29 protein-coding genes and 1 pseudogene are annotated in these 19,172 nt (G+C 45.0%); 12 read left to right on the top strand and 18 right to left on the bottom strand.

The genetic code is table 11. The features are described 5' to 3' along the window. Window positions 1–26: 26 nt before the first annotated feature. The 11 genes and pseudogenes from JGUZn3_RS10445 to JGUZn3_RS10400 form a co-directional block, all read right to left on the bottom strand. Complete coding sequence (locus JGUZn3_RS10445; RefSeq protein WP_203413452.1) at window positions 27–1,061, bottom strand: tyrosine-type recombinase/integrase; 1,035 nt, start codon at window positions 1,059–1,061, stop codon at window positions 27–29. 17 nt (window positions 1,062–1,078) lie between these two features. Continuing rightward, window positions 1,079–1,237: pseudogene (locus JGUZn3_RS12965) on the bottom strand (helix-turn-helix transcriptional regulator); the annotation flags it as partial. Next, window positions 1,230–1,463, bottom strand: coding sequence for a hypothetical protein (locus JGUZn3_RS10440; protein ID WP_203413451.1), 234 nt, complete (start codon window positions 1,461–1,463; stop codon window positions 1,230–1,232). The gene JGUZn3_RS10440 and the pseudogene JGUZn3_RS12965, both read right to left, overlap by 8 nt. Then, complete coding sequence (locus tag JGUZn3_RS10435) at window positions 1,453–1,677, bottom strand: hypothetical protein (RefSeq protein ID WP_203413450.1); 225 nt, start codon at window positions 1,675–1,677, stop codon at window positions 1,453–1,455. The genes JGUZn3_RS10440 and JGUZn3_RS10435 overlap by 11 nt, the downstream gene beginning before the upstream one ends. Then, window positions 1,652–2,206, bottom strand: coding sequence for a dUTP diphosphatase (dut, locus tag JGUZn3_RS10430; protein ID WP_203413449.1), 555 nt, complete (start codon window positions 2,204–2,206; stop codon window positions 1,652–1,654). The genes JGUZn3_RS10435 and dut overlap by 26 nt, the downstream gene beginning before the upstream one ends. Next, the gene (locus JGUZn3_RS10425; RefSeq protein ID WP_203413448.1) at window positions 2,199–2,435 is read right to left on the bottom strand and encodes a hypothetical protein; all 237 of its coding nucleotides are present in this window, start codon (window positions 2,433–2,435) and stop codon (window positions 2,199–2,201) included. Before JGUZn3_RS10425 ends, dut begins: the two co-directional genes overlap by 8 nt. 2 nt (window positions 2,436–2,437) lie before the next feature. After that, window positions 2,438–2,650, bottom strand: coding sequence for a hypothetical protein (locus tag JGUZn3_RS10420; RefSeq protein ID WP_203413447.1), 213 nt, complete (start codon window positions 2,648–2,650; stop codon window positions 2,438–2,440). Then, complete coding sequence (locus JGUZn3_RS10415; RefSeq protein ID WP_203413446.1) at window positions 2,647–3,510, bottom strand: DNA cytosine methyltransferase; 864 nt, start codon at window positions 3,508–3,510, stop codon at window positions 2,647–2,649. Before JGUZn3_RS10415 ends, JGUZn3_RS10420 begins: the two co-directional genes overlap by 4 nt. Window positions 3,511–3,631: 121 nt before the next feature. Next, a complete protein-coding gene (locus JGUZn3_RS10410) occupies window positions 3,632–4,099 on the bottom strand; it encodes a hypothetical protein (protein WP_203413445.1) in 468 nt (155 codons plus the stop codon). Window positions 4,100–4,321: 222 nt separating this feature from the next. Continuing rightward, window positions 4,322–5,353 carry an AAA family ATPase gene (locus tag JGUZn3_RS10405; RefSeq protein WP_203413444.1) on the bottom strand — a complete coding sequence of 344 codons (1,032 nt, stop codon included), beginning with the start codon at window positions 5,351–5,353 and terminating at the stop codon, window positions 4,322–4,324. Then, entirely contained in the window at window positions 5,350–5,904 is a 555-nt protein-coding gene (locus tag JGUZn3_RS10400; RefSeq protein WP_275402877.1) for a PD-(D/E)XK nuclease-like domain-containing protein, read from the bottom strand. Before JGUZn3_RS10400 ends, JGUZn3_RS10405 begins: the two co-directional genes overlap by 4 nt. Before the next feature lie 240 nt (window positions 5,905–6,144). Here JGUZn3_RS10400 and JGUZn3_RS10395 point away from each other — a divergent pair, with 240 nt between their 5' ends. Genes JGUZn3_RS10395 through JGUZn3_RS10375 form a run of 5 tightly spaced genes read left to right on the top strand, consistent with a single transcriptional unit; the run spans window position 6,145 to window position 9,823 of the window. Then, window positions 6,145–7,692, top strand: coding sequence for a DUF2213 domain-containing protein (locus JGUZn3_RS10395; RefSeq protein WP_203413443.1), 1,548 nt, complete (start codon window positions 6,145–6,147; stop codon window positions 7,690–7,692). Beyond that, window positions 7,692–8,210: a structural cement protein Gp24 gene (locus JGUZn3_RS10390; protein WP_203413442.1), complete on the top strand. Its 519-nt coding sequence runs from the start codon at window positions 7,692–7,694 to the stop codon at window positions 8,208–8,210. Before JGUZn3_RS10395 ends, JGUZn3_RS10390 begins: the two co-directional genes overlap by 1 nt. Window positions 8,211–8,224: 14 nt before the next feature. Continuing rightward, a complete protein-coding gene (locus tag JGUZn3_RS10385) occupies window positions 8,225–9,271 on the top strand; it encodes a DUF2184 domain-containing protein (RefSeq protein ID WP_203413441.1) in 1,047 nt (348 codons plus the stop codon). 1 nt (window position 9,272) lies between these two features. Continuing rightward, complete coding sequence (locus JGUZn3_RS10380; protein WP_203413440.1) at window positions 9,273–9,605, top strand: hypothetical protein; 333 nt, start codon at window positions 9,273–9,275, stop codon at window positions 9,603–9,605. Next, window positions 9,602–9,823, top strand: a complete 222-nt coding sequence (locus tag JGUZn3_RS10375; protein ID WP_203413439.1) for a hypothetical protein — start codon at window positions 9,602–9,604, stop codon at window positions 9,821–9,823. The genes JGUZn3_RS10380 and JGUZn3_RS10375 overlap by 4 nt, the downstream gene beginning before the upstream one ends. An 18-nt stretch (window positions 9,824–9,841) precedes the next feature. Here JGUZn3_RS10375 and mazF read toward each other — a convergent pair whose 3' ends face one another. Next, on the bottom strand, window positions 9,842–10,168 hold the full coding sequence (gene mazF / locus JGUZn3_RS10370; RefSeq protein WP_203413438.1) for an endoribonuclease MazF: 327 nt from the start codon (window positions 10,166–10,168) through the stop codon (window positions 9,842–9,844). Continuing rightward, entirely contained in the window at window positions 10,162–10,404 is a 243-nt protein-coding gene (locus tag JGUZn3_RS10365; RefSeq protein ID WP_203413437.1) for an AbrB/MazE/SpoVT family DNA-binding domain-containing protein, read from the bottom strand. The genes mazF and JGUZn3_RS10365 overlap by 7 nt, the downstream gene beginning before the upstream one ends. A 72-nt stretch (window positions 10,405–10,476) precedes the next feature. Between JGUZn3_RS10365 and JGUZn3_RS10360 the strand changes: the two genes are divergently transcribed. Next, a complete protein-coding gene (locus JGUZn3_RS10360; RefSeq protein ID WP_203413436.1) occupies window positions 10,477–10,911 on the top strand; it encodes a DUF4054 domain-containing protein in 435 nt (144 codons plus the stop codon). Window positions 10,912–10,943: 32 nt separating this feature from the next. On the opposite strand, the gene JGUZn3_RS10355 is transcribed toward JGUZn3_RS10360, so the two are convergent. After that, window positions 10,944–11,276: a HigA family addiction module antitoxin gene (locus tag JGUZn3_RS10355; RefSeq protein ID WP_203413435.1), complete on the bottom strand. Its 333-nt coding sequence runs from the start codon at window positions 11,274–11,276 to the stop codon at window positions 10,944–10,946. Window positions 11,277–11,286: 10 nt separating this feature from the next. After that, entirely contained in the window at window positions 11,287–11,568 is a 282-nt protein-coding gene (locus tag JGUZn3_RS10350; RefSeq protein WP_203413434.1) for a type II toxin-antitoxin system RelE/ParE family toxin, read from the bottom strand. Window positions 11,569–11,661: 93 nt separating this feature from the next. Here JGUZn3_RS10350 and JGUZn3_RS10345 point away from each other — a divergent pair, with 93 nt between their 5' ends. Continuing rightward, complete coding sequence (locus JGUZn3_RS10345; RefSeq protein WP_203413433.1) at window positions 11,662–12,216, top strand: hypothetical protein; 555 nt, start codon at window positions 11,662–11,664, stop codon at window positions 12,214–12,216. Between the two features lies 1 nt (window position 12,217). Here JGUZn3_RS10345 and JGUZn3_RS10340 read toward each other — a convergent pair whose 3' ends face one another. After that, a complete protein-coding gene (locus JGUZn3_RS10340) occupies window positions 12,218–12,544 on the bottom strand; it encodes a HigA family addiction module antitoxin (protein WP_203413432.1) in 327 nt (108 codons plus the stop codon). Then, on the bottom strand, window positions 12,534–12,818 hold the full coding sequence (locus JGUZn3_RS10335; protein ID WP_203413431.1) for a type II toxin-antitoxin system RelE/ParE family toxin: 285 nt from the start codon (window positions 12,816–12,818) through the stop codon (window positions 12,534–12,536). The genes JGUZn3_RS10340 and JGUZn3_RS10335 overlap by 11 nt, the downstream gene beginning before the upstream one ends. Before the next feature lie 65 nt (window positions 12,819–12,883). Here JGUZn3_RS10335 and JGUZn3_RS10330 point away from each other — a divergent pair, with 65 nt between their 5' ends. The 4 genes from JGUZn3_RS10330 to JGUZn3_RS10315 are packed head-to-tail and all read left to right on the top strand — an operon-like array spanning window position 12,884 to window position 14,402. Next, window positions 12,884–13,312 carry a hypothetical protein gene (locus JGUZn3_RS10330; protein WP_203413430.1) on the top strand — a complete coding sequence of 143 codons (429 nt, stop codon included), beginning with the start codon at window positions 12,884–12,886 and terminating at the stop codon, window positions 13,310–13,312. Further along, complete coding sequence (locus JGUZn3_RS10325; RefSeq protein ID WP_203413429.1) at window positions 13,296–13,958, top strand: phage neck terminator protein; 663 nt, start codon at window positions 13,296–13,298, stop codon at window positions 13,956–13,958. Before JGUZn3_RS10330 ends, JGUZn3_RS10325 begins: the two co-directional genes overlap by 17 nt. After that, the gene (locus tag JGUZn3_RS10320; RefSeq protein ID WP_203413428.1) at window positions 13,909–14,223 is read left to right on the top strand and encodes a DUF3383 family protein; all 315 of its coding nucleotides are present in this window, start codon (window positions 13,909–13,911) and stop codon (window positions 14,221–14,223) included. Before JGUZn3_RS10325 ends, JGUZn3_RS10320 begins: the two co-directional genes overlap by 50 nt. A gap of 8 nt (window positions 14,224–14,231) precedes the next feature. After that, window positions 14,232–14,402, top strand: a complete 171-nt coding sequence (locus JGUZn3_RS10315) for a hypothetical protein (RefSeq protein WP_203413427.1) — start codon at window positions 14,232–14,234, stop codon at window positions 14,400–14,402. A 1,409-nt stretch (window positions 14,403–15,811) separates the two neighbouring features. Here the strand turns inward: JGUZn3_RS10315 and JGUZn3_RS10310 are convergent. Then, the gene (locus tag JGUZn3_RS10310) at window positions 15,812–16,732 is read right to left on the bottom strand and encodes a LysR family transcriptional regulator (RefSeq protein WP_203414911.1); all 921 of its coding nucleotides are present in this window, start codon (window positions 16,730–16,732) and stop codon (window positions 15,812–15,814) included. 101 nt (window positions 16,733–16,833) lie between these two features. Here JGUZn3_RS10310 and metE point away from each other — a divergent pair, with 101 nt between their 5' ends. Beyond that, a complete protein-coding gene (gene metE / locus JGUZn3_RS10305) occupies window positions 16,834–19,122 on the top strand; it encodes a 5-methyltetrahydropteroyltriglutamate--homocysteine S-methyltransferase (protein WP_203413426.1) in 2,289 nt (762 codons plus the stop codon). Window positions 19,123–19,172: the final 50 nt, after the last annotated feature.

Raw genomic sequence — 19,172 nt, 5'->3', positions numbered from 1 at the left:
CGTTTTGGTTCAATTGAACCAGCAGCTTAAATATCCAACGCTTTTGTAAATTTTCTTAGGTATGTTGGGTCGAATTTCCTGTATACTTTTCTAAGTGTTTTTGGGTCGGTTGCTAACCAATCGGCAGCCTGGTCTATTGGTACACCGTCCATAGCCATCCATGAAGCTACGCTGTGTTTAATGTGGTGAGGGGTTGGTATCCAGTCCAATTCTGCTTTTTTACATAACTTCTGGAATGGCCAACGAATCCCACTGCTAACTTTCCTTGAATTATATTCCACAACATAATTACATGTTGAGTATTGATAGGCTTCCTTGAGAATGATCAGTAGGTTTTCATGTATGGGAACGATCGCCCTACGCTTTGCGGTGAGTTGCCTGCCAGGCTCTTGAAAGTCCAGCATGCCATTTTTAAAATCAACCCTATCCCAGGTTAGGGCAAGGATTGCCCCCTTTCTTGATCCGGTATAAAATGCCAGGGAAAGAAAAACCTTTATATGATGTGTTGTGCAGGCATCAAGAAGTTTGCGAGCCTCCTCTTTTGTCAGGTATCGGTTTCTTGGTGCAGTTTCAGAAGGGGGCTGTAGGGGAGGGAGTTTTTGTAAGAAATTTTCTTTTACAGCGAGGTTTAGCGCGGCTTTCAATACATTGAATTCACGCCTCAATGTGCCGCTTGAAACAGGTATTTGTATATCGGCTTTATTTCCCTTTATCCTACCAGGCCTTACAAATCGTTTTGACGAATAATAATCCCACGTATTTTGGTTGATTTGATCAATGCGTAGGTCCCCTATAATTTCAATGATCCTGATTGAGGCTTCCTGAATTCTAGACAATGCCATAACCTTGCCTTTTCTGGCATTAATATAACGTTCTAGAGCGTGAGATACAGTAAACTCGGTAGGTTTATCATTATAGTTTTTAACAAAATCAGTTAATGCCTGGAATGCAGTTTTCTTATCTGGCGTTCCTGTTGAAAGCCTCTTACGGCTGTTGTTTTCATACCATGTGATATACCATTTTCCACGGTAGAGCTTGAGTTCTGGCTGTTTGTCTGACATATATAGTTTTGCATAAAAATGTTCAGGTCATGAGGCGAAACACGGATAAACTTTGGCCCAAGCCTATGCGCTTTCAGTTTGCCATCTCGTATTGCCTTGCGCACGGTTTCAGGAGTGCAGTTAAGGCGTTCTGCAACCATTTTAGGAGTAAGGTAGCGTTCTATCGTTTCACTCATCGCTTTCTCCCTCTTCCAGCCAGTAGGTGAGGTGTTTTATGTGGTTATTTAGGTTGTTTTTGGCTTCTTCCAGACGATCAACGGGGTATTTATACCAACTCGGTTTTTCTTCTTGATCCGGCTTTTCGGGTCTTGGGGCGTATACATTTAAATGCGCCTTGACATATAGCCCAAGGTGATTATTTAAATCTTCATTCCACCGCTTCATTGCTGATTTACTGATCATCTCTACCCTCCTTCATGCGGCGTAGGATTTCTTGTCTGAAAATTCTGCGCTGTGCTCTTACCCCGCCAGCTATGGATTTATATTTTTTCTTTAAATCAGCATTACAATTCTGCATAAACACCGAAACAAGTAAATCATCATCAAAATAAGCGCATTGCTCTCGTGCTGTATTTTTATAACTTTTAATACTATAATCCCGTGCTACCGAACCCATTTTGTCCTCTCTGTGTTTCTGTTAGAGTCGTGGTTTGTTCCCATTCAGCACGATAAACGGGTGCGAGAATGGCCTGGGCTATACACGCTCCCCTCCTTATCACCCGTGTTGTCAGGTTCATGTTTCTGAGTCCTATCAGAATTTCTCCCCTGTAGTCGCTATCAATAGTCCCTGTGCCGTGGGCGATTACCAAACTTCCGAACATACCCATTCCTGAGCGTGACCGTATCTGTAATTCGCAACCCTGCGGTATTTCAATGCAAATTCCTGTAGGGATAATTCCAACAAAACCCGATGGAATGTTAAGTTTTGTAGCGTTTTTATCCCCCTTGGTTTTGGTTTTAATTATGGAATATCCGTTTGCGTTTGATTTTTCGAATAACTCCCGTAACGCTTCTTTTTGGCCTGTATGTAAAGCCGCCCGTAAATCAAACCCTGCCGCGCCCTCTGAGCCGTAAGACGGTAGACCCCAATTATCTAGATCATAGTGTGGGAGTGTTTGTATTTTGAGTTTCATTTTATTATTCATAATTAAAAAAAGCTAACCTTGGTGATAGTTTGGTTTTAGAAAGGTGCTTACTTAAAGCTTTTTTATCTTTCTTCCGTAAAGAAAAGCAAAAATATCGTTCCATTAGTTCTATAACTAAAGGTATGGGAGCATCAAAAGAACCATCATCTTCTCTGCAACGCGCTATATTTTCTAATTCTTTTATGTACTGTTTTTCCAGCCAGTCCACATGTTCTTGTGTGAGTTTCATTTTTAAATACACCTTCTTAGTTGCAGCACTTCTTCATCCGTTAAGTCTGTAACTTCTATAATATTTTCTATAAGGGCTGATGGCACATGCATTTTTCCCCACTCCATTCTGGAAAGCTCTGAGGCGGTTAGTTTTAATGACTTAGCTTGATCGTAAAGAAATATTCTCCTCTTTTTTCGTATGTTTTTCATAATCATTCCGAAATGAGTTCTCATCTCAAACTCTCCATAAATGCCCGTATAACCTGCGCTGCTAGCGGCGGGACGATTGCATTGCCGTAACCCCGCATGAGTGCCACGCGTCCGGAAAGCCCATCAACCAGCAAAGGAATTGTGGGTTCGGCGCGCCTTGTTTTTCCGTCGAGTTTACTTGTGACTGGTACCCAGTTATCCCAGAAGCTGTCATATGTTGTGGCAAATACTTTCCCGTATCCTGCGTCCTGCATGTCCCTTTTCCCCTCTTGCTGTCCGATGCTGTTGCTGTCGGCCATGTCATCAAGGTTGGGAGTGCGTAGCTGTTCCTGCCCATTTGGCTTTTCCCTGAAACATTCTTTGAGTCGTTGACTGTCGGTGTTGGCCATGGCGATCCAGTAGAGGCGGTTTCTGATGTGTGGGGCGTTGACGGCGCAAGACGGAATATCGACCGCCCGGCAGGTGTAGCCTTCTCCCTCCAGATCAGCACAAACTCCGTCGAACCAAGCATAGCCAAGTTTTCCTGCAACCTGCTCACCCATAACGACAGGGGGCCGGTTGGCTTTGATGAGCCTAAATAGGTCTGGCCATAGATGCCTTGTATCATTGTCCCCCTGTTTTTTGCCTGCAACCGAGTAGGGTTGACAGGGGCATGATCCTGTCCAGATTGGCATGTCTTCTGGCCATCCTGCGAGTTGCAGGGCGTATGGCCATCCCCCGATACCGGAGAAGAAATGACATTGTGTGTATCCCGACACCTCGTCAGGGGTAATTTCTGAAATAGATCCCTCATTAATATCTCCGTCTGGCAGTAGATGGTTTTTAATAATCTCTGCCAACCACGCATTGGCGTTCCTGTCCGTATCGTTGTAGAGGTGGGTCATTTCCAACCTTCTCTGAAAACAATTATGATGAGGACGCAGAATACAAAGAAGTCAATAAATGTAATAAAATTTCTAAGAGCAATGGCCTCTCTAGAATTGAAAATTGTGATGATATCCTCCATCATTCCTCCTCCTCATAGCCATCGTAGGGGAGAACGAGACCGGCGCGAATGTCCGCGTGCATTAGGGCCTTAAGTGCGCCTACATCGAAATAACCAAATCCATTTTCAATTTTGTAATTCGTGTGCACAGGGTATTTTTTGTTTTTTAGACGGGCAGCAATACCAAACCCAGCATAAACAAATCTGTGAAGCATATATATTTCTCCTGGCGTAGCATTGTGCATCTCCATATCAAATTTTTCGCTAATATTAATATCGCCAAAACTGCTATCTATTGAGTAGCTATAGAGCCAATTCTCAAACCCTCTACGTTCTATCTCCCCCTGTGTTATTGGCCTGCTATTGGCCTCTAGCTTGTCCAGTATCTGATTTTTAATGGCTTGAATTTTAATCGTGTCGTTAGCCATAATTGCGTAGTGGTATTGGACTAGGAGTTCACCGTGTGACGGCTGGTGTGTGGTGTTCATTTCGTTTCTCTATTTCTTCTGTGACCTCGGCTAGTGCATCTTCACAATTTGGAATATCTGTGAAAAAACGCTGTAGCTGGTCGAGGTCGTCGTTGGTGTAATTACCGTAGTTCCAGGGCATTTATTTTCGGCTCACAAGAGCAATGACCGCGAACATGAGCGCGATCAGCGCGCCTTGGGCTATGAGGCCGTAGAGGAGTTCTGAAGCAAGCAGGTGAGGGGTCATGATGCGGCCTCATCCATTGCCCACTCTGGCTCTTGTGGTTCGGGTTGATAAAGCTGGTTGTGGCGTTCATCAATAAGGGCCTGCACCTGATCAGCTACAGTGTCCGCAATTGGCCGCCCTGCCTGTTCAGCTTTTGTTTTGGTTGCTTCCCATTGGGTAAAAACGCGGTTTACTTCATCGGTATTTCGTGCGTTTTTGAGCCTGCCTTCCATGAGGGAAACATAATCAACCTGCTTGGCTGGCCCGCTATTCTCTTGAACTGGCTTATTCTGGTTTACCCCATTTGACCACTCAAGGAGTGTATTCCCCATATTTTCATCAATGGCGGTTTTGTTGCGGAAAATGGGTTGAAGCTCGTTGGAGAGCTTTTTTGTCAGCTCATAATTTATAACCCCAGGGTTAGCGTCACTGAGGGTGACCGAACCCGTCATTTCATACATGAAGTTTTTTTCACAAATTGGTGTCCATCCGGCGTTTTCGACTAGCGTTTTACCGGTATTCGGGTCTTTGACAATCTTGATTTTTTCCTCTGCACGAAGGCAGAAAATGAGATGTGCTCTTTTTTGTAAAAGCCTGCTCATCATTCTCTTATGCCTTACTTTGGCTTCTGCCCAGGCGACGGTAGAAACGTTGGCCAGCTTGCGCTCATCAAGAACATTTTTATAGATTGCCATTCTCCTGGCCGTTTCGTCATGGATATCAGAACAGCCCCCTTCACCAGCCCATTCATGGGTCATGCTATCGATAACAATAACGTCCGCCCCCGCTTTTTCTGCGGCTTCTATGGCTTCAAGGTAGCGCTCTGGGGTAAAGGGTGGCTCAAGCAGGCCGTGCAGGAACTTGAAATACTGGGCATAATGCGATGCCCTGCCTGCCTCTGTATCGATAACGGCAATCGTTCCACCGTTAGCGAGACCGGTGGCAAGCCGAAGGGCGGAATAGGTTTTTCCCGACCCACTGGAGCCTGCAAGGGCAAACAATAAGGGAATTCTCCCCCTAACCGCGGGTTTAAATGTGATAACACTCATGCGGCAAATCCTTCTTTGTATATAAACCGCTTCTCTTCAGCTTCAGCCATCATCCAGGGCGTTGCCTCAACAGAGCAGACCGTATTGGGATAGGAGGGTAATTTGTTGGTTTTGATGGCTTTCCTCCACCGTTGGATGCCTTCCTCAATCAGGGCATCGGCATATTCCATAAGCGAGGGAGCACACTCAAACACCGAGGTGCAGTAGGGGGCGTAGGTTTCTGTAACGATGAACCTGAAGCCTTTAGGCTTTTCTCCCAAAGCTCGTAATCCCCTTAGATAAAAAGCTGCCTGTGTGGCGTATTCCTTCTGGATTGTTCTTGAGAAGGCAAGGGGGGCGGCGGAAAGAGATGTAAATTTCAAATCTATTGGGATGCCTTTAGGGCTTTCCGGAAGGAAATCCACTCGTGCCCGACAATAGATATCCTTCTCTTTCCAGATCACCGTTGCCTCGGAATGACCATTTTCGAGCGCATCTTTCATATTGAAATGTTCAAGGTTGTTCTTGAAAGCTTCCGCACATTCAACCAGATTTTCATAATCTTTGGCCAGTATTGGAATAAGCCCTGCCTCAATGATTTTGTCACGCTCATTTTGGGCGATTTATGTTTTGTAGTTTTCATGGCGCAAGACATGGGCGGGAAGCGGTGTTCCCAGGCAAAGGGCGATGGATGGGGTGGTGTGTGAGTATACCAAGCCGCCTGTTGTTGAGGGCGAACCGCTGTTGCCTGGACAGATTTATAATTGCCGGTGCTGGCACGAACCTATCCTGAAAAGGAGCCACTATGAAAGATGAATAATATAACCGCTCCTGTAGAAGATGCAGGAATACGCACCTTTGTTTCTGATGAAAAAACAGAAGCGGGTACGTTTTTTATCGCCTATTCCCTGAGCGATCATCGTAAAGTCCTACCTGATGGCTCACTGCTGTGTCTGGGTGTTCCTATTGCGTCACTTGAGCCTATGACATACCGAGGGGTAGAAGTTGTTCCCCTGATGCAGAAATATGGCCTTGCCCCCATGCAGCAAATTACTGCTGTCAGGGAAGAGGGGGATTTGTTTAATGAGGTAACCATCGCCTCGTTAAACACTGCCCCCATTACCCTGGGCCATCCTGCGACTGATGATGTAATCCCTGCCAATTATCAGCAAAACTCTCGTGGTTCTGCAACGAATATCCGCCGTGGCGAGGGAGAGAAATCCTCGTTCCTGATGGCTGACTTGGTGGTGCGTGATGCTGAAGCTATTGCTGCCATAGCAGATGGTAAGGCCGGTTATATCTCCATTGGCTACAGTGCCCAATGGGTGCCTGTAAACGAAACAACATTCAGGCAGGTGGATATTATCGGCAACCATATCGCCCTGGTGGATAATCCACGGGGCGGGCCTTCCCTTAAAATTGGAGACAGAAAACCAATGACACCAACATTAACCAGAAAGGATCGGCGCAGAGGGTTTGTTGAACGCGCTCTATCCTATCTCAAAAGCAATAACAGTACTGCTGGCATGCAGGAATTGCAGAAACTCCAGGACGAGCTAGATGGTGATGATGCACCAGCTTCTGTAACTGTTAATATCAATGGGGCTGAACGCGCAGCAGAGCCGATCCCTCCTGTTATTCCCCAACAGGATGAGGCTTCTCCTGAAGCTGTTGCCCGACAGGCCGGCGAGGCAGCTGCTGCCAAAACCGAAATGAAAGCCGAGCAGTTTGAACAAATCATTTCCCTGCTCCAGGCTTTGGTAGGAAAGCAGGGCGCATCTGCCCCTGCAATCGACGAGTCTGCCCCTTTGGAGCTAACCGAAGCGCCAGAAATCACCTCATCTGATGACGATATGCCGGATGACGTGGATATGTCTGATATTGCTGATGAAGCGGTTGAAGAGGGGGTGGTTGAGGAAAAAGACAGGGATAAGATCAGCACGAAAGATAGTGCTTTAACGACTGTGGGGGGAATTATTCGTCACACAGCGGCGAGTGCTGTCCTTATTGACAACAAAATTAACCTCTCCAGCATTACGGATTCAGCAGGCACGATTAAAAGCGCACTCCGTAACCTGCACATGTTGCGGTGCCGGGTGATTGATGCTGCCAAATTACGGCCGTATTTATCCTCTGTATTCAGGGATAATGGGTACCGCAGTTTTACCACTAACAAGCTGGGGTTCAGGGAGGCAGGCAGATTGGCCCGTATGGCGATTTCTGCACAGATCGCCCTCAATAACAAATCCGCCGTGCATGATTCCATTTCTGGTCACGTTCTGGTGGATAACCAGACCAAAACCCCATCACAACTCAATAAACTGTTTCGTGAACATTATAGCAGAGGAGGGCAGGCCTGATGGTTGCGCTCGTATCCCAAATTCCCTACGGCCGCCCGGGCCAGCTTGCCCGTGGCGTTCATGACCAGACCACATTGCCTTATACGTTGGATTTAACTGATCGCTCAGTATGGCTTGCCTATGAAATGGGTATGCCCGTTAAGCGGTCTACGGTTGATGCCCAAAAAATTGTTCCCTTTTCAGGTGGAGAAACAGAGGCTGATCTTCTTGGTTTTCTGGTCAGTGCCTATCCTGGTGATGCTGTGGATGTTAACGCCCAAGCAGGCGATGCTGTAAGCCTGCGTTCGCTTGTAAAAGACGTACTTAGGCGTGGGTTTATTCTCGTAGAAACTCAAGGCTCTGGCACTCCAGCAGGGGGTGGGCAGGTGTTTGTTCGCATTGCGGGGGCAACATCAGCGCTCAAAATTGGTGGCATTGAAGCCGCAGCGGATGGCAGCAATACCATTGCGCTCTCAAAGGCATTTTTCTCAGGCAGCCCCGATGCCAACGGCATTGCCTGCATCGAATATAATATTTAAGGGAAGGGTATAGAATGACCAGTTTATTTTTAGGGCAGAACAGCTCTCCCCTTCGCACCCGTCAGGATGCTATAAGAGATGCAGCGGGCAATTTTTTCATTAGCCAGCTAGAGCGGTTAGACCAGAAACTGTATATGCCACTCATGGCGACCAGTTGGCAGAGAGATATTGACTTGCGCGAGGACGTTTCTCTGGGTAATGACGTAAGTTCGTTTATCCAGACCAATATTGGCTCTCTTTCCAGTGCCATGCAGCCTGGTATCAGCTGGATCAAGGATGAAACCACCTCCATTGGTGCGGTGAATCTTGATCAGAACAAGGTTGAAAATCCTCTTCATTTCTGGGGTCAGACCTTGCAATATACGGTGCGGGAACTGGAAAAATCTCTGACTACGGGCCAGCCTATTGATGAAGCCAAGTTTGAGGCGATCCGTCTGAAATATAATATGGATATGGACAGGCTGGTTTATATTGGTGATCCATCGGTTAATACCAAAGGTTTGCTGACTAACGGAAATATTTCTACTGGCAACGCGACGGTATCGTTTACGGATGGAACAGTGCCGGTGGAGAGTATCCTTTCAGACTTCAATAGCTTGCTGAACCGGGCCTGGAAAAACAGTGGTTATGCGGCCATTCCTACCAAGGTGCTGATGTCCCCGAGTGATTTTTCAGCCCTGTCGGGTCGGCTGAACTCACAGGCTGGCAACTCCAACGTTCTGGAATATATTTCACGGAATTGCATTACGGCTACAGAAACAGGCCGACCACTCGAAATCCGTTCTGTGAAATGGTTGGAGAATGCAGGCCCTGCTGTTAATGGGCAACGTAAGAAACGTATGGTGGCCTATACGCAGCGTCCTGATATTGTGCGTATTCCTGTTGTGCCTTTGCAGCGTAGCCCCATGCTGCAGGATCTGGTCTGGTTCAGGGCTGCTTATTATGGGTTAATGGGGGGTGTTGAGTTTGTCTACCCTGAAACCATGGCCTATATGGACACGGTTGATACTGGTTCACTTGGGGCGTTTACCGATTATAACGGTGTCATGAAGGGGACCTGATATGCGTGTTTACATGAGAAGCCCTGTTACCCTCACAAGGGGTAATGGGGAACGGGTGCATTATGCCCAGGGCTGGTGTGAAATTGCTAGAGAGGATGAGAAAAACAGCTATCTCATGGCGTTTGTCGATAAGGTAGAAGTTCCTGTTCCTCAACGAAAAAAACTTGATCCGGCCCCTGACAATAATCCGCCAAACCTTGACAGTGGAGACCCTCCACCGCTTTCTGAAGACCCACCTCAGCCTGATGGTGACGATGGTGGTACAGAAGGAGAGGCGGGAGATAATCAAGAACCTCCATTGGGGAATAAGGGCCAAAGGGGGGGTAAAAAATGAGCATTCTCATGCAACTTGAAACCGCCACTCTGGTTACCCGCCCTGACGGAACCACCAAATCCTACAGGGTGGGGCTGGTGCATATGGAGGAAAGCGATGTTCCCCTTTATCTCAACCAACAGCTTGAGGCGCGGAGCAAAAAACAACAATCTCCATCATCAGCTCAGACACTAAAGACCATTACTTCCGAACCAAAAGCTGAGAAGAAAGAAGCCTGAGAAGATCAAGGCAAAATATTAGGATAAGAGCGTAAGGAGTTTTTCTTTGGTCTCATCAATACTATTCATTGGGGCTTTAGCCTTAAACTCTGCATTGCGTGCTTTCCAATCAAAGCTTTTTACCTGATCAGCGAGAATGGCATTTTGTTTGTCTAGTAATACTTCAAAAGGGTATCCTTTGATTCTACTGGTAATAGGACAGCAGAGCAAAAGATTGGTTTTCTGGTTATAGCGCTTAGGGCTAAGTACAAGAGCTGGTCTTCGCTTTTGTTGTTCATGTCCTTTACTGGGATCAAAGGAAATCCAGATAATATCTCCACATTCTGGGATATAGGATTTTACCATTCTTCATTTCCAACTGGGCCAAAGCTTTCAACTTCATTGTGGCGATTATCTTCTGTTATACCACTTAGAAGGCTATCAAGAGCATATTTTTGCTTCTTAATGGGTTTGATGATGATGGTATCGTCTTTGACTTGCACATCCACAGCTTGGTCAATCTTCATCCCGCTTTCTTTAATAAGAGCAGAGGGGATACGAATAGCAGTGCTGTTTCCCCATTTTTTAATACTGGTTTCCATTTTTTACTCCTTTTTTGTATCTACAATGTAGAAACATTAATAAAAATTATCAAGCCTCTTACTGGAGTTTTTATGACTCAATCCTTAGAAGAAGCTACTTTAACGGAGCCAGAATTCAGGGATCTGTTCCCAGAATTTGAGGATAGTAAGGCTTATCCTGCTAAAATCATTGTAGCGCGGCTAAAGATTATCAATTTACGAATTAATGGCTTTCGGTGGCGTAACCTCTCTGATTATGGGAGGGGGCTGATGCTGGCCCATTATCTGGCTCTGTGGAAATACACCCAGTTGCAGAACAGGGTCGGGGCAGACGGAAAAACGCAGGTCAGTTCCGTGCCGGGCATGGCGGTTGGGGCTGTTAACTCCAAATCGGTTGGCGCCCTGTCTGTGGGTTATGACACGTCCCTGTCTAAACTTGATGATGCGGGGTTCTGGAACCTCACCACCTATGGGCAGGAATTCTGGCAGCTGGTTGGCCTCATCGGTATGCCAGGCCAGCAGTTTTAGGGAGAATAAGCACGAATAAGAGCCGCCAATCATCAAACGCTCTGTTTAACAATTGAGCGTTTTTCTAGAATAGTCTGAAGGGGAGTAATTTGGTTACGTATTGCCTTTTCATGCTGAAGGCGCTCAGTTCTCAGATCATAGATTTTTTGCAGATTAAGCCAGAATTCAGGTGTTGTTTTAAAGAAAATACTCAGCCTTATAGCTGTATCAGCAGTAATGCTACGCCTATTGGATAAAATGGAGGTAATCCTGTTTGTAGGTACACTTAAAGCCTCTGCCAGAGCATTGGCACTTAAGTTATAGGGCTGCATAAATTCTTCCTTGAGAAGAACCCCTGGTGTTACATCATACAGAAGAGAGTTCATGGTTTTTTCCTTAATGATAGTCAACAATTTCAACGTTTTCAGCACCTTTAGCTGTCCAGATAAAGCAGAGGCGGAATTGGTCGTTAATACGAATGGAATACCGTCCTTCGCGGTCTCCTGAAAGTTTTTCAAGTCTATTACCAGGTGGAGCTCGTAAATCATCAACCTGCTCAGCAGCATCAAGCATATAGAGCTTACGAAACGCTACTTTAGCCAGGCTGTTCCATTTGCGGCTTTTGTCGGTTTCATAAAGTGCCTGGGTTTCTTTATCGGCGAAGGACTGTATTGTCATAAGTTATGATATATTACATATTACGTAATATGTAATATATCATACCCCTCTCCGGAGGGCTTTTTTATTGGGGCAGCTAAAGTGAAAAACCCAATGGATTTACTTGAAAAACTAACCCAAAAGCGTATTTTGGTGGGTATTCCTGCTGAAAAGGCTGATCGGCAACATAAGGAAGGATCCCCCCTTAACAATGCCAGTATTGCCTATCTTGTCAATAATGGGAGCCCAGCCAATAATATTCCACCGCGCCCGTTTATGGAAAAGGGGATAAAGGCTGCCAACAAACGCAATGCCAGTTTAGTTGCTGCCATGATGAAGGCTGTTTTTGCCGGGGACGAGGCTGAGGCTGAACAGATTAAGGAGCGAATAGGGCTGAACACCCAAAACGCTATTAAAAGTGAGATTGCTAACGGTTCCTACACCCCTCTTGCTCTCTCAACGATCAGGAACAGGATCAGACGTACACGCAATAAAAACAATACCCCACTTACCCGCCAGCAACGTTCTGAAATCATGAAACAGGAGGCAGCACAAAGATCCGTAGGGGATTTTAGTGGCGTCAAGAATAGCGCAGGAAACCAACTCTACAAACCCCTCCTCGATACCGGAGAAATGGCTGGCAAGATTACCTATGTCATTGAGGAATAGCCTAGGCTGCGGTCAAAGTTTCAATGGTCAAAGTTTCAATATGGGAAACATCAACATTCTGGTCTGCCTTCCAGATATCGTATTCAGCCTGCATTCTAATCCAAAATCCTGTTCCGTTGCCAAACAGTTTACCCAAACGTGCTGCCAGATCTGGACTGACAGCATTCTTTTTGTTCAATACATCGTAAAGCGTTTGTCTGGAAACACCGAGGCGTTTTGCAATTTCTGTTTTACTGCATCCAGAGGCAGGAATAACAATTTCTGTTAGTAATGTTGCTGGCGGAGTGGGTTCTATATTTTTTGCTCTCAGGCTTTGCCTATTTACCATGATAATCCTCCAAATCTAAATCAATGGCATCTGAGTTATGCCATCCAAATGTAATGCGCCAATTTCTTGAGACTGTAATGGCATAACGTCCATTCTTGTCTCCCGTTAACGCATGAAAGCCAAAGCCAATAATATCAAGCTCTTCTGGGGAATGGGCAACTTCAATGGCATCTAAAATAATCTTGATACGAAGCCGCCAGTCAGCACGAAGGCCCTTTTCATCGCCTTTAGTCCAGTAGCGTTTGAGTGCTTTGTTTCTGAAACTTTCGATCATAGTTTATATGTAAATAATAGACTTACAATTGTCAACTATATATTTACAAAAATAAGAGAATAAAAATGGGCCTTTTGGACGTAACAGAATTGCTGTGTGATCCCCTGTTTATAGAGGATTTCACGATTGAACGGCGTATTGTGGAGAATGATGATGAAGGGTTTCAGGATGAAAAGAGCATAATATTTTCTGCCTCTGGCTCTATCCAGGCTGATAGTGGTTTTACGCTCTCCAGGCATCCAGAGCTGGCCCGTATTGAGGGGCAGATGACGGTTTATACAACTTGGGCTCTCACCAATGGTAACGGGTTGATTGATGCGGATATTCTCATTGATAGTAGAGGGCGTAGATTTACTCTGACTGACGTTAAAGATTGGGGGAATTACGGTGCTGGGTATATCCAGGCCACATTAGAGGTGCTAGACGTTGGCAATAACGGGGCAGGAGGCGATGAGAGCTTGCCAGAGGAGGCAGGTGATGACCCGTTCAGCTGATCCCCCTCATGAGCCCATGCCGGAAGATTTCGGATTTAGGGCCCAATCAGGCCAGCAAAATGCGGAGTATGGCCAGTATCTCAACAGGCTTGGTCAATGCATTGTAGCCGGCATTACCGGCCTGCCATTGCGGTATGTACGCCCTCTCTGGTTGCCAAGGCCAGGGCGGCAGCCGGCCTTAACAACCAACTGGTGCGGCGTTGGCTACGGTCTGGTTGAGAACGAGCTGAATCCTGTGCGGTTACACATGTCTTGCAAACCCTATGAGACAGTCGCCCGCCACGAGATACTCCGTTTCAGCACAGTATTTTATGGGTCTGACGCCATGGGCAACGCCAGTAAATTACGGGATGAGCTGGTAGCGGATGTCAATCTTCTGGCCCTTAAACGCATGGGGTTTACCTATCGTGATAGCAGCCCCGTTACGCCTGCCCCTGACCTTGTAAACCAGGTCTGGGTGGAGCGGGCGGATTTCAGCTTTACTGTCAGGCGTCATACCAGGCGGGCCTACACACAAGATGACTATAAGGGTGCAAAAATCGCCCTTTTCTCTCAGACAATATCTCTACAAGAGTGCGCTTCAGAAAGGACTGATTATGGCTCTTCTTCCCCTCAGCGATGTGGTAAATGTCACGGTTCGATTTGAACAGACCGCATCAGTTACTGTTGATTTTCACGCCCTTCTGGTGATTGGAACTACACAGAACGTTATCCCTCCAGAGGAGCAAATGCGCCTTTATACCTCCATGGAGGCGGTTGGGAACGACTACGGCACAACAGACCCGGAGTATCAGGCAGCCTTGGCGTATTTTAGCCAGCAACCTCAACCAACAGTTTTGTATATCGCCCCCATACTGGCCAATGAACCGGCTCTGACGGCCCTGCAAAGACTAATGGAGGCTGGGAACTGAAACGTTGCTTGAGTGCCTTATTGGGGGGTGTTCCTATAGCGTTGGAGCTAATCGATAAGCTTGCCACGGAGGCCAATACAAAAATGTTTAGTGAGGATGTTGATCGGGATGTTGTCAGCACAGCCCTTCGTCAAGTCTCCTTTTTAACTTCTACCGTCTTTCTTTTGGGGGAAGAATGAAATTAACAATAGCGTTTAGTTAAAACGATAACCAATTAATTTTACCAATGTTTTCCATTGGACCGAGGGACAGTCCATAGTGATTGAACAAAGGCAGTATATGAGGAAACAGCATGATAAAAGAAGATTTACTCACTTGGGACAGCTTAATATCGCCTCTATTTTGTCCATGAAATACCAGGAAAATAGTCTCCACCTGTAAAGAGCGGTCATAAAGGCCGTAAGAACACCAAAGCCCAACCATAGATCCCCATTGAGGTAAGGACTCATTTGGGCTGCTTCAAGAAAGAAATAAAAGATGGACTTATATGTTTTAAAGTGGGGGAAAAATGGTATTTGAAGAAAATATAGATGAGTGATTACAAATTAATTATATTTTTTTTGAGATCATTTTGGTCGGATAGCTGTGGAAGATGATCCGTAGGAACCTTTAATTTATTAGAAATTTATTATCTAGTTTGGTATGAAAATTAACCATTAACTATTTTTAATATTCTGTTTGTTGCTGTATTTGATTTGTCTCAAGGAAAAGTAGAAGGGAATTCAATAAAGTAAAAACAGTGATGACTTACACTATTTTAGCCTTATTAAACTCCTGTGCTTTTTTAGTTTAGCAAGAAAATAAACAAGGTCACCCTTAACGGGGTGGCTTTTTTATTAAGTGCTATTTTAGTAAAATGTGCCATCAATGATTGAGTGTTTTCTGCTATTTTGAAAATATGACAGTAAAGTTTCTAGATTATAACGATTATTCTAATTTTTTAGAGGGGATAAGCTGGACAGAGTGAAGAGTGCGATAGGTGATGGTCTCTAGGAAATGGGTAAGGTTTTTTTAGAACTTCAGAAATCCATCCCTTGAAGTAATCCTAGCACGGATCTGCTGAGCGACCGAACAGAAAAATACCAATCTCCGCAGGGTAGGACAGCACCGCAGCGTGGTAGACGAATAACCCCGTACATCATGGTAGAAATATTTGCTGCTCAATGACACCCTAATGTCAAATTGGTGGGTCAGGGCCAGAATTGAGGCTTCCAGTTCTCTATTACGAATGACGCAACCCCAGGCAGAGTAAGAAAGAAAAGAGGAGGGAGGTTAAGTCGTGAAGGGAAATAAGGAGTATAATAGGAAGAAAAAATATAATAGAACAATTTCTCTCTTTTAAGGAAGAATTCTCTAAGTTAAACGGTGTAATAAAAAGAGATAGGGGAGAAAAAGAAGGTATTTAATTTGGATTTATACTTGTCTTACGAGAAAAATATCTACAATTCTTGTTAAAATCCCGAGTGGCAAGCCCTGGTGATAAGAAAGGGTGTTACTTGTTATTAATGGAGTTTTAAAAATTACAGTTCAATAAAGAAAGCCCGTAAATACTCTGTGAATTTTAGAAAAACAAAACCATTGAATATGCTCATCTTGATCTCTTTGGAAACAGAGAATCCGTATTGGTGGTTTTAGCAATTTCTATAAAGGCATTAAGGTAGGGTATTGTTAAGTCGTCTTTACGGGTGCCGAGATAAATACTTTTAAAAATACCATTTTTCCCCAGACGAACAGGTGTAACGGCATATTTGTAGGAATACTCTTGGACTAGCCATAAGGGCATGGCCGAAATACCCCGTTGGTTTTCAACCATTTGGAAAATGATTTCAGTGGTTTCTAGTGTCTTGTGTTCTTTCGGTATAATACCAGCAGGGGTAAGAAAAAGGCTAAAAATATCGAGCCTTTCTTTTTCTACCGGGTAAGTAATAAGTGTTTCTTGGGAAAGTTGTTTTGGAGAAACAGTATTAAATGACGCTAATGGGTGAGAAGATCCCACAACAAGGACTTGCTCATAATCAAATACCGGAAGAAAACTGAGGCGGCTCTTCCATAAGGGGTCGGGAGTTACAAGAAGGTCAATTTCGTAGTTAAGAAGAGCTCCTATACCGCCAAAATTAAATTTCTGTTTGATGTCGATATCAACATCTGACCAGCTTTTCAAATAGGGATTGACCACCTTTTGCAACCATTGATAGCAGGGGTGACATTCTACACCAATTCGTAATATTCCCCGTTTTCCTTGGGCATATTGCTGCATTTGTTCTTCAGCTAACTCCATTTGGGGAACAATTCTTTTCGCCAGGTCACGTAAATATAGGCCTGTCTGGGTTAGGCGTAAACTCCGTCCTTCACGGGTCCAAATGATTGTGCCAGTTAATTGCTCAAGCTTTTTTATGGTGTGGCTTAGAGCAGATTGAGTAAGGCAGAGTTTTTCTGCCGCTGCGGTGAGAGAACCACATTGCTCAATGGCATAGATAATTTCCAGATGAATTCGTTCAAGCATACCAATACATGAATAAAATTAATGATTTTATGATATAATATCATTTTATTTCATAATAAAAAAGGGAATATCCTGCCGATCATCTATCATTACGGCAGGATCTAGAAATGGTCACTACACATAGTTTGGGATTTCCTCGTATTGGGTTAAAGCGTGAATTGAAATTCGCCCTGGAAGCGTACTGGAAGGGGCAGTTATCCCAGTCCGCTTTGGAAGAAATGGGGATACTTCTACGGCAGAGCAATTGGTCATTACAAAATGGGATGGCGTATATTCCATGTGGGGATTTCTCCTATTACGACCATGTTTTGGATATGAGCTTGCTGTTAGGAAATATCCCGCAAAGGATAGTCCAAAAAGGGGGAAGTGATCTTGATAAGTATTTTCTTTTAGCGAGAGGAAAAACAGCAGAAAAAAATGGTCAAACCCAAGAGAGCATTGCCGGTGAGATGACGAAATGGTTTGATACCAACTATCATTATATCGTTCCAGAATTCACCAAAGATTCTTCCTTCCATTTAAACCCTTCTCGCCTCTTGGACCAAATAGAAGAGGCAAAGGTGAGGGGAATATCCGCCAAGCCTGTGATTATTGGCCCTGTTACTTATCTTTGGCTTGGAAAGTCTTGGGATCATAGCGATAAGCTCATTCACTTGGAATCTTTGCTTAAGGTTTATGAAGAGCTGTTTGCCTTATTGGCAGAAAAGGGTCTTGAGTGGGTTCAGGTTGATGAACCAGCGCTCGTCACCCAGCTTTCTAGCGAATGGCAGGAGGCTTATGAAAGGGCTTATCAGTTTTTACAAAACAGCCCGCTGAAAATTATGATAACGACCTATTTCGGGGCCTTACGAGATAATCTTACTTTGGCTTGCCGCTTGCCTGTACAGGGTTTACATGTGGATGCCCTCAACGCTCGGCACGAGATTGACAGTCTGATACAAAATCTTTCTGAGGAGAAAGTGCTTTCGTTAGGGGTCGTAAATGGGCGGAATATCTGGAAGGATAATTTAACCGAAACGCTAGAATGGCTTGAACCCATTTATGCAAAATTGCAAAAAAGATTATGGATTGCGCCATCCTGCTCATTACTGCACGTGCCGTTGGATATTGCGTTTGAAACCGCCATGGATCCTGAAATTGTCACCTGGCTTGCTTTTGCTGTCCAAAAGATTGAAGAAGTTGCCATTTTAGCTCAAGCTTTGAAAAAAGGGCGAAAGGCAGTTTATGCTCAGCTTGAAGACAATAAAAAGGCTATGAATAGCCGTAAAACTTCACAACGTGTTTATAATGCAGCGATAAGAGAAGAAATGGCCAGCGTAACCCCTGAATGGGGAAAAAGGCTTTCGCATTATAAACAGCGTGCTGCTTTGCAGAATACGGTTTTACATTTACCACTTTTTCCAACAACAACCATTGGTTCATTCCCTCAAACTTCTGAAATTCGTCAGGTGCGTATGCGCTATCGTAAAGGAGAAATCCAAAAAGAGGCGTATGATCGTCGTATTCGCCAGGAGATTGCCACCTGTATCACACAGCAAGAATCGCTGGGCCTGGATGTTTTGGTGCATGGTGAAGCAGAACGTAATGATATGGTGGAGTATTTTGGGGAACATTTGCAAGGATATGCGTTAAGCCGTAACGGGTGGGTTCAATCTTATGGGTCTCGTTGTGTAAAACCTCCCATTCTCTACGGGGATGTAGAGCGCTTGGCCCCCATAACGTTAGAATGGGCTATTTATGCCCAAAGTCTTACAGATAGGCCGGTCAAAGGTATGCTAACAGGGCCTGTCACAATGCTGAATTGGTCATTTGTCAGAGATGATCAGCCCCGCTCGCAAACATGCCTAAATTTGGCCATGGCAATCCGTAAAGAGGTTTGTGACCTGGAAACTTCAGGGATTACGATAATACAGATTGACGAACCTGCCTTGCGTGAGGGGCTCCCCCTCCATCAGTCTGAGTGGGATACCTATCTGTCTTGGGCTGTAAACGCCTTTAGGATTGCTGCCAACGGTGTAAAAGATACCACACAGATTCATACCCATATGTGCTATTCAGAATTTAATGATATCCTCGAAGCCATTGCTGGAATGGATGCTGATGTTATAACGATAGAGACATCGCGCTCTAATATGGAGTTGTTACGGGCATTTGAACGCTTTAAATATCCTAATGCTATTGGCCCAGGGGTTTATGATATTCATTCGCCCGCTATTCCCTCTCAGGCACAAATGGTACGGCTGATGGAAAAGGCGATGGAAACCTTACCTATCGACCGGCTTTGGGTTAACCCAGATTGTGGGCTTAAAACAAGGCGGTGGGAAGAGGTTATCCCCTCCTTGCATCATATGGTTCAGGCAGCCATTCAATTGCGCGAGAAGGTTAAGATGCGCTAATTGGCTGACTAAATGCTGAATAGTTAGCTTCATACAATTATCATAAAAAT

Origin of the sequence: Entomobacter blattae, assembly GCF_014672835.1 — a bacterium.
Taxonomy (GTDB): Bacteria; Pseudomonadota; Alphaproteobacteria; order Acetobacterales; family Acetobacteraceae; genus Entomobacter; species Entomobacter blattae.
Note: the sequence above shows the minus strand (reverse complement) of the source record. Positions and strands in the feature narration are given on the sequence as shown.